Genomic DNA, 9,488 nt, shown 5'->3' with positions numbered 1-9,488 from the left:
TAATTTGGATCCATGGGAACATAGGCTCCGCCTGACTTCAAAACTCCTAAGATTGCTATGAGCATCTGCTCCGATCTTTCTAAGCATAATGGAATGAGATCATCTGGTTGGATTTGATGGTTTTGTAATAAATAATAAGCCAATTGGTTTGATCTTTCATTAAGCTCTCTATACGTTAACTTCACATCCTCATACACCAAAGCGATATGATCAGGAGTCTTCTCTACCTGTCTTTCAAATAAATCATGAAGCGTAACCTTAGTGTCATAGTCAACTCTGGTAACATTCCAATCATGAATGATCGTTTGATAGCTACTTTTATCTAATACTTCATAGGAAGAAATCTTAGTATCTGTTTTATTTTCTAAAATATCATCTAATATCTGACCAAATAGTCTTTTATAAATTTCTATAAATTGAGAAACTAATTCGGAATCTAATTCAAAAGTATCATACTTAACCCTATAATTCAGTCGATAGTTCTTAATCTCTTGTTCAAAAGATATTTTACCTTGTAAATCTATGTTTAATTCATCATTAATAATCACGCCATGAGTTCCTTCATAATGAAAAAATACATCTTTAAGACTCGTTTGAGCAAAAGAAAACTCTAAGATATCAGAGTGTTGAGCATATTTTATAAGTTTTCCTATCGGAAGATAATGAGATTGGGTTCTCTTTAACTCTGTAAGATAATGCAAATTTTGAGCTATAAGATCGGAAATCTTTGTTTCTGAAGTAAAATGATACCCTTTTATAATTGTATTAATATGAGCTCCAAATATAAGCTCTTGCCCTTCTTTAATTCCTACAGGATAACTTATCCCTACCTGGCCTATTCCCGAAATCCTATGCAGTACTATAGCCAATATCATCTGACCATAGGTATAGGGAGTAAGATTATAATTATCTTTTAATTGTTTTATTTTTAGAAAAATATCTTCTTGAAATTCAAATCTAAATTCACTGATTTTATTGATTGCCAAAGGGGCTTTGGGAGTTCCGGAAGCTTGTAAAAATTTAAACCCTATATTTTCTAAGTCTTTCAACTCATTTTCCCAAAAATTACTCATGTTATCTTGACCATCTTTGAGAATCTGAGCAAATTCATGATTCAACTCTTTATTTAAACGTGCTTGTTCAACAAGATTTACCGGATTTACATAAGTGGGGTCATTATAATAATTACTCAATTCTCTATAAAAAGAATCTGCACTTAGCCCATCCACTATAATATGAGAAATTACATATATAATTCTATATTTCCCATCATTTAATTGAATAGCATAAAATCGGATAAGCTGATCTTTTTCAAGATCAAAGGGTTGTAAAGCTAAGCTTAACAACTCCTCCTTACTTAGCTCTTCAGGGAAATAGGTTAGAATTGGTGCATCTTCTGATAGTAAAGGGCGGCTTTTCCAAAAAAGTTCCCCTGAGATATTGAGAACATTACTGTTTATTAATAAATAATTATTAACAAATCTTACCAAGCTGGCATTTAATCTTTTAATATCCAGAATCCCAGACATTGATTGATCTAAAACAATGTTATAATCACTTCTTAAAGGATTAAGCATCCATTCATGATAAAAAAATTCTTGATAAGGTGTTATGTTCATTAAATTTAAGTGTTTTTATTATATTGATGTTTTTATATAAATTAATTGAAGATTTATATATGACAAAAAATGAAAATATTTTAAATATTAAATTTATTTTTTGTGTACAAAAAATCTTACGAATACAAATATTAGGATATATTTTCCCTATTTAACAAGATAATTTTTGTTAAATTTTTATTTTATTAAGAGTCTGTGTAAACTTTATTGAAAAATAATTTTCGACAATAAATCTTAATTAAAATTCCATTATTTTTGTATAGCCTATCCCCTAATAATAACACTCTAGGCGCTTGCCAAGATTACTTTGATTCGTTAAATACGATGCTTTTACGATTCTACCATTAATTAGGAATGAAATAGTTGAATTCTATCTACAACGAAAATCTTTTTCTTCGAAAATGTAGAATACATTTCTTAACTATTAAAAAATTATAAGTTGCATTTAATGGCTTAAGGAAGCTCTGTAATAACTTATTATAATTTAATTTTTTATTCTGAAAATCATTCTTACAAACAGGAATTATGTATAGGTAATAAACATTCTATCTTTTTCATTTATATGTGTTTTTTATCAAAAAGTGTTTTATAACTCTTAGGTTAAATAATATTATTGATATTAGAAAACCTCTTCTTACATGTAAATATCATATACCTATTAAGAAGACTGATATGATTAATTATTTTGCTAAAGTAAAAAATAATTTTTCTTTTTAATGTAATCATAATTTGATAAATAGATACAAACAATTATTCTTAATGTGTTTAATTCAAATGATCAATATCAATACTATTTTAATTTTGAACCTAATATTTTTTTTGCACTTCTAAATAAAAAAAGCTTTGCTATAAATTTATAGCAAAGCTTTTTACATAATGTATGATATAATATCTAAAGTAAACTTTCATCTACCATATTTGGAAGTGTCACTTTTAAATTGGGTTCAACCTCCATTGCTCTTTTAATAGCAAAAATAGCCCCTTCATTTCTAGCCCAGCTTCTTCTTGAAATACCATTATTAACATCCCAAAAAAGCATTGATTTTAATTTCCGATTAGCCTCTTCACTTCCATCAAGCAACATTCCAAATCCACCATTAATTACTTCTCCCCAGCCAACTCCTCCTCCATTATGAATAGAAACCCAAGTCGCACCTCGAAAACTATCACCAATTACATTATGAATAGCCATATCAGCCGTAAACCTTGACCCATCATAAATATTGGATGTTTCCCTATAAGGCGAATCTGTTCCCGATACATCGTGATGATCTCTACCTAAAACCACCGCTCCTATTTCCCCGTTTTTGATTGCTTTGTTGAATGCTTCCGCAATTTTCATCCTACCTTCCGCATCGGCATATAAAATTCTTGCTTGTGAACCTACTACCAATTTATTTTCCTGAGCTCCTTTTATCCATTGAATATTATCCTTCATTTGCTGTTGGATATCTTCTGGAGAATTTTGCTGGATTTCCTCTAAAACCTTACAGGCTATATCATCTGTCCTTTTTAAATCTTCAGGCTTCCCACTGGTACACACCCAACGAAATGGTCCAAAACCATAATCGAAACACATCGGTCCCATAATATCCTGAACATAACTAGGATATTTAAATTCTCTTCCTAATGTTGGATTCTCAGCCATAACATTCGCGCCGGCCCTGGATGCTTCTAATAAAAATGCATTACCATAATCAAAAAAATAGGTACCCTGCTCCGTATGTCTATTAATAGCTTCCGCATGTCGTCGTAAACTTTCTTGTACCTTATCTTTGAATAATTCAGGGTGATCCGCCATCATTGTATTGGATTCTTCAAAACTTTGCCCTACCGGATAATATCCTCCGGCCCAAGGATTATGTAACGACGTCTGATCTGATCCTATATCAATTTTTAAATTTTTATCTGCAAATTCTTCCCAAACTTCCACCACATTTCCAAGATAAGCCAAAGAAACTGTTTCCTTATTTTGTTGAGCTTCTTTTACTCTTTCTACCAAAGTACCAAGATTATCATACACTTCATTAATCCATTTCTGATCATGACGAATTTTTGTAATTTTTGGATTCACCTCCGCACAAACAGTAATACATCCAGCTATATTTCCTGCTTTAGGCTGTGCTCCACTCATTCCTCCCAATCCTGAAGTGACAAAAATTCCCCCTTTAGGTTCTTTATTGATTTTTCTGAAAGCATTTAAAACCGTAATTGTAGTACCGTGAACAATTCCCTGCGGACCTATATACATATAACTTCCGGCTGTCATTTGCCCATACTGAGTCACACCAAGTGCATTAAATTTCTCCCAATCATCCGGTTTTGAATAATTAGGGATCATCATTCCATTGGTAACTACCACTCTTGGAGCATCTTTATGAGAAGGAAATAAACCCATAGGATGTCCGGAATACATTACTAGCGTTTGTTCGTCAGTCATTTCCGACAAATATTTCATCGTTAAAAGATACTGTGCCCAATTGGAAAAAACAGCCCCATTTCCACCATAAGTAATAAGCTCATGAGGATGTTGTGCTACTGCATAATCCAAGTTATTCTGAATCATTAACATAATTGCTTTTGCCTGTTCAGATTTTCCAGGATAGTCCGTAATGGGCCTAGACTTCATTTCATAATCCGGACGAAAACGATACATATAAATTCTTCCATACTCCTCAAGCTCTTGTCTAAATTCCGGCAATAAATCGGCATGAAGATGAGGCTCGAAATAACGTAACGCATTTTTTATGGCTAACTTTTTCTCTTCTTCTCCTAAAATATCTTTACGCTTTGGGGCATGATTAATACTTGTCTCATAAGGCTTTATCTCTGGTAATTGGGATGGTATACCTTGCTGTATCTGTTCCTGGAATGTCATAACTCTAATTAAAATTCAATATTTGAAGTTTTAAAGATATTCAAATTCGAAAATATAAAGCAACAGTATCACAAAGATTCCGGATAAACAGAAAATCCCTTATCAAAAATCCTGGATAATAGTACAAGCCTCATAATGTTGTACAATAAAATCCTCCAAGTCTTTCATAACAACACGCAAATTGTTTTTTATATCATGATCTGTGATTCTAAAAAGTTGTAAGCCTAATGATTCAAAATATTTTTGTCTATTTCCTTCATAAATGAGCACCTCATCTTGATATGTATCATCTATTTCGATAATAAGGCCCAATGCCTTCACATAAAAATGAACAGTGTAGTTACCTAGCATTATACGCCTTGTAAAATCTATATTATGAAATGCTTTTGAGCGAACTTCATTCCAGAAAAGTACCTCACTTAAAAGCTTACCCTTCACAAAGGAATTTATATTAATAGAAAGATCTTTAACGAAGTTCCTACGAATGGGAACCCCGTTGATATGAGTTAAAATTTTTTTCATTATTTGTGTATTTTGTCCTACTGCCTATATTTCAATATTTTGTCCAAAAAGAGACTTCTATATAAGAAAAAAAACATTGAATATGCAAAAATAATAAACCTTACCGAAATTCAGTAAGGTTTATTCATATTAAGATGATTTCTATTAGATCCCTATTGATTATTCTTTACAAGAATCCAGCCTGTAAAGGTTCTCCCATCCGGAAGGGTAATGATATACCAATAACTTGAGGTAGGTATAGCTCTTCCCGCTATAGTCCCATCCCATACAATTTGCGTATTTGTGTTCTGCTCAAAAATTAATGCCTGATACCGATCAAATACTTTTACATTCGTCATTCTTTCTCCAAAAACATGGAGGTTTTTTACAATCCATTTATCATTCAGATTGTCCCCGTTAGGAGTAATTGCATTTTTAATATCCAAAATCACATTTTCCTGTTTTACGACACATTTTCCTTCTACATATTTTACATAAAAAGTAATAACGCCCGTTGGAAGATTGTGGAATACATTACTAGATTGCCAAGTCACTCCATCAATTGAATATTCAATAACCTCGACTCCTGTAGCAGACACAGTCGCTGTAGTACCACTAATTTTCACTTCTTGAATAGTCGGAACATCATAATATTTTAATTCAAACGTATCGATATAAGTACAGCCATTAGCTGCCGTAACCGTAAGCGTATATGTCCCAAGCATCTTTATTCCTGTAATAGTATCTGTCGTGGAAATAACAATTCCTGAAGGATCTGTCCAAACATAGTTTACTATAGTATAATTCTCAACATGGACGGTATAATTTAGGGTATCATAAGAACAAATATACTGTGTAGGAATATCAAAAACAGGAACCGGCTTTAAAGTAATATGTATTTCTACCTTCTCAGCACAAAAACCGGAGACACCACTTACTTTTACATATATTACGGAGCCACTGCTTTGATTAAATGTATAATTTGATGGTGAACTTATAGCATTGATTCCCGCATTAAGATCTGCTAGTGATCGATAATAAGTAAAAACAGCCCCCGCTCCCGCATAAATCTGTTGCTGAAACTGAGTTAAATTAACATTTTCAATTCCATCATTATTGATATCACATATATCATTTAATTGGAATGGTCCCGTATTTTGAAGACTAAGTTTTGTTCCCAACACCAAATAAACCACAGCAATATCATCACATTCAGAGATATTTTGAACTTTAACCCAGATTTGAGAAGGAAAAGGCTGGGCCGTGAAGTTACTAGGATTAGTAATAGGATTTACTCCATTTTGTGCATCTTGCTCTGTTAAATAAAAAGTGAAAGTATTGATCGGATTAGAAATATCAACCATCTGCTGAGTATAATCCAACAAATTTACTTCATAAACCCCATCTAAGTTCTCATCACAAACTGTAATCGTAGAATTAATAGATTTTGGAGGAAAATAAGTATTTAATTGAATCCTAGCAACCGAATAACATCCTGTCGTATTAGCCTGAAATCTTGCCCACACTATAGCCGATGAAATATTCGTTACAATACTATTTCCAATTTGAGTACTAGGAACTCCTGCATTAGCTTCCGCAGATGTATTATAATAAGAAATCGTAATATCAGAAAGAGGATATGTGTTTTGCGATGCAACGAAAAGCTGTGGAATAGCCACATTCAACTGAAAGGTTTCACTTAAATCAAAATTCTCATCACATTTATTCAACACAGCATTGTTCAATACAACAACAGGCAAAAATGTCATATTAATATTGAGTTGAGAAACAGAAAAACATGAATTATTATTAAATTTCACCTTAACATATACCGTTGCATTTCCTTGAACCCCGAATTGGCTTGGATTGATAATTTCTCCTGACAAGGCATAAGTTACCGGGTTGAATGAAGTATAATAGGTAAAGGTAACATCAGTACCACTGTATATTTGTGATTGGGCCTGAATTAAGTTGTAAATCTCTACCCCATCATTATTGTTATCGCAAATTCCATTGAGAGCAATATTGACCACTGAAGTTACAACAGGAGTTGAAACCAGACTTATACTCATAGGATAAATCTCCTGACAATTATGGGAAGTAATCTTCACAAAAACCTGCCGCGTCCCAGTAACGCCTACTTGGGTTATGGGATTTATACTATTTTGGGCATCCGACTGAGTAAGATAAAATAAGGTTGTAGCATTCTGATCATCTATAATTGCTGGAGTAAATTGAGATAGCTGAACATTTTCCAAATTATCATTATTGAAATCACAAATCGTAAAACTAGACTTTGCAATCACTGGATGCACCAAGTATACATTAATTGCTCGTACCGTGAAACATTGGTTGGATTCCTCAAAACGAATATAATAAGTTTTTCTAACCAAGTTTCCATCTTCTGTAATAACCTGGTTTGGACCTATAGGGTTATTTCCATTCATTGCACTCGTATAATTCGGATAAAACTCAGTGACGGGAACAGTAGTTGGGGATATCAACATTCCAGACGATAAACTATTCAAGTTTATATTGACATCTTCTGTTCCGTTAAAGCATATATACACATTTTTTTGATTGGCTAAAATCTTGGTAAAAGTCACATCCATATTCACCTGAACAACAGCAAAACATTCGTTCGGAATCTGTACTCTTATAAAAATCTGATATTGTCCTTCTTTTATGGTTTCTAGAACAGAACCAATGCCTGTAAAAGCTTCATCATATGTTGAATATACTGTAAAAACAGCTCCTTGTTGGGTAGTAATAAGCGGGCCAAGATGTAAAGTATAATCAAATAATTCTTGCCCATCTGCATTAATATCACACATAGAATATGTGAAATTAACAGGCGAATTAATATTTACCCCAGGTTTAAATTGAACAAGGATCGGTCCTAAAATATAGGTACAATTTACTTCCTGTAATCTCACCCAAATGCTCATATTATTCGTGATATCAACTGTCGTAATTGCATTGACATTATTTTGTGCATCCGATTGGCTCAAGTGATAAGAAATACCGGTAGTTCCAGGAGGTAAAATTTCTTCATTGAGTAAAGTCAGATTATAATTATGTTCTATTCCATTATTATTGGTATCACAAATTTCAACAGTAGTTTTTATTAAGCTCTTATTCAAATAATTCAATGTTAAAGTGGCTGTTCTAAAACAAGCAGGAACATTAGGATTTTGAATTCTTACATATATTATTGTATTACTCGTCAGCGTATAGTCTGTAGGTAATACATTACTCCCATTTTGAGCATCTTGCAAAGTGGAATGAAAAGTAAAAATAAAATTTGCCGGATTCTGGGACGTAAGATTCGCTTTGAAACTAGTAAGATCTACATTAAGAGCAGTATTACTACAAAAATCTTGTGTATAATTTTTAGCAACAGGATAGGTAGGGTCAAAGGTTAAATTAAAAGTATCCGTTAAAGTTAGCTCACTATTTCCACAAATATTAAATTTGACATTGGCCGTATACACATCATTTTGTGTAGGACAAATGGTCGTCTGAATTCCTGTTCCTACCGTTTGCCCTCCTGAATTTGTCCATGTAATTTCTGGATTAATAATATTTCCAAGAGGATTAAATCTCCATCCTTCCTGTAAAGCTTGCCAAACTCCCGTATTTCTTGAAGCTGGTGAAAATCCGGAAGTTCCATCACTATTGATAACTCCAATCAATGCATTTTCAAATTTTCTAGTGGGACAAGGCATTGGTTTTTTATCTATAAATACCTCAACCACATTTGTCGTCTCATTCAATACAATTTGTGAAGAAGATCGGTCGGTACATCCAGTAATTCTCCCTTCATAAAAATTAATAACAAATTTTCGGTAAGGTGCAGTTCCAATGGTTGAATAATAAATTTCCGATTGATCTCCCGCAGAAAACACCATATCATGATAGGCTCCAAAAATTGAATTTTTGGGAAGACTTACATTGGGGTTTTGCCATTGAACATTTGGATAATTAATATTTCCCAATTGGCTCAAATCAAAAGTAACCATACCATTAGAGCCTACTACAAGAGCATCAAAATATTGATTAAAAAAGCAAAATTTAAAGGGTAAATCTAGCTTTACAGCAAACAAATCATCATAATTAGCGTTCAGAGGCTTACCTTCATTCATTGCAATCGGTGGAGCATAGGGCTGAGAATTCACCTCATAACTTGTAGTCTGTTTCAAAACCGGATACTCTACATTCAGAGTTAAACATCCATTGGGGTCTAGATTATTATTACAAGTGACATTGAGATCTTCATTTCCAAACGAATCCTTCACCTTCACAGGTGTAATAACTGTTTGAGAAAAAACAAAAATACCAATTAGTAAAAATAAAAATTGTAATTTTTTTTTCATATATGTTAAAAATATCAATTAATACACACTGATAAAATTAACACTTTTTTATAAAAAATTTCATTAATATTAAAATAATATTTACATTTCAATAACAAATATTCAAATTACCCT

Annotated in this window: 4 protein-coding genes; all 4 read right to left on the bottom strand. The window is 32.5% G+C overall.

Annotated elements, in window-relative coordinates; all coding sequences use genetic code 11:
• Positions 1–1,619: AMP-binding protein (locus CHRY9293_RS16200; protein WP_162033938.1), on the bottom strand; the 1,619-nt coding region annotated here is incomplete at its 3' end.
• 892 nt (positions 1,620–2,511) lie between these two features.
• A complete protein-coding gene (locus CHRY9293_RS16195; protein WP_162033937.1) occupies positions 2,512–4,497 on the bottom strand; it encodes a urocanate hydratase in 1,986 nt (661 codons plus the stop codon).
• Positions 4,498–4,599: 102 nt separating this feature from the next.
• Positions 4,600–5,019, bottom strand: coding sequence for an endonuclease domain-containing protein (locus CHRY9293_RS16190; RefSeq protein ID WP_162033936.1), 420 nt, complete (start codon positions 5,017–5,019; stop codon positions 4,600–4,602).
• Positions 5,020–5,171: 152 nt separating this feature from the next.
• Positions 5,172–9,374 carry a T9SS type B sorting domain-containing protein gene (locus tag CHRY9293_RS16185; protein WP_162033935.1) on the bottom strand — a complete coding sequence of 1,401 codons (4,203 nt, stop codon included), beginning with the start codon at positions 9,372–9,374 and terminating at the stop codon, positions 5,172–5,174.
• Positions 9,375–9,488: the final 114 nt, after the last annotated feature.

It is taken from the genome of Chryseobacterium potabilaquae, assembly GCF_902728265.1.
Lineage (GTDB): Bacteria > Bacteroidota > Bacteroidia > Flavobacteriales > Weeksellaceae > Chryseobacterium > Chryseobacterium potabilaquae.
Note: the sequence above shows the minus strand (reverse complement) of the source record. Positions and strands in the feature narration are given on the sequence as shown.

Coding starts and splice junctions, on each gene's coding strand:
- CHRY9293_RS16190 (WP_162033936.1), bottom strand. CDS start 5,019: ATGAAAAAAATTTTAACTCATATCAACGGGGTTCCCATTCGTAGGAAC.
- CHRY9293_RS16185 (WP_162033935.1), bottom strand. CDS start 9,374: ATGAAAAAAAAATTACAATTTTTATTTTTACTAATTGGTATTTTTGTT.
- CHRY9293_RS16195 (WP_162033937.1), bottom strand. CDS start 4,497: ATGACATTCCAGGAACAGATACAGCAAGGTATACCATCCCAATTACCA.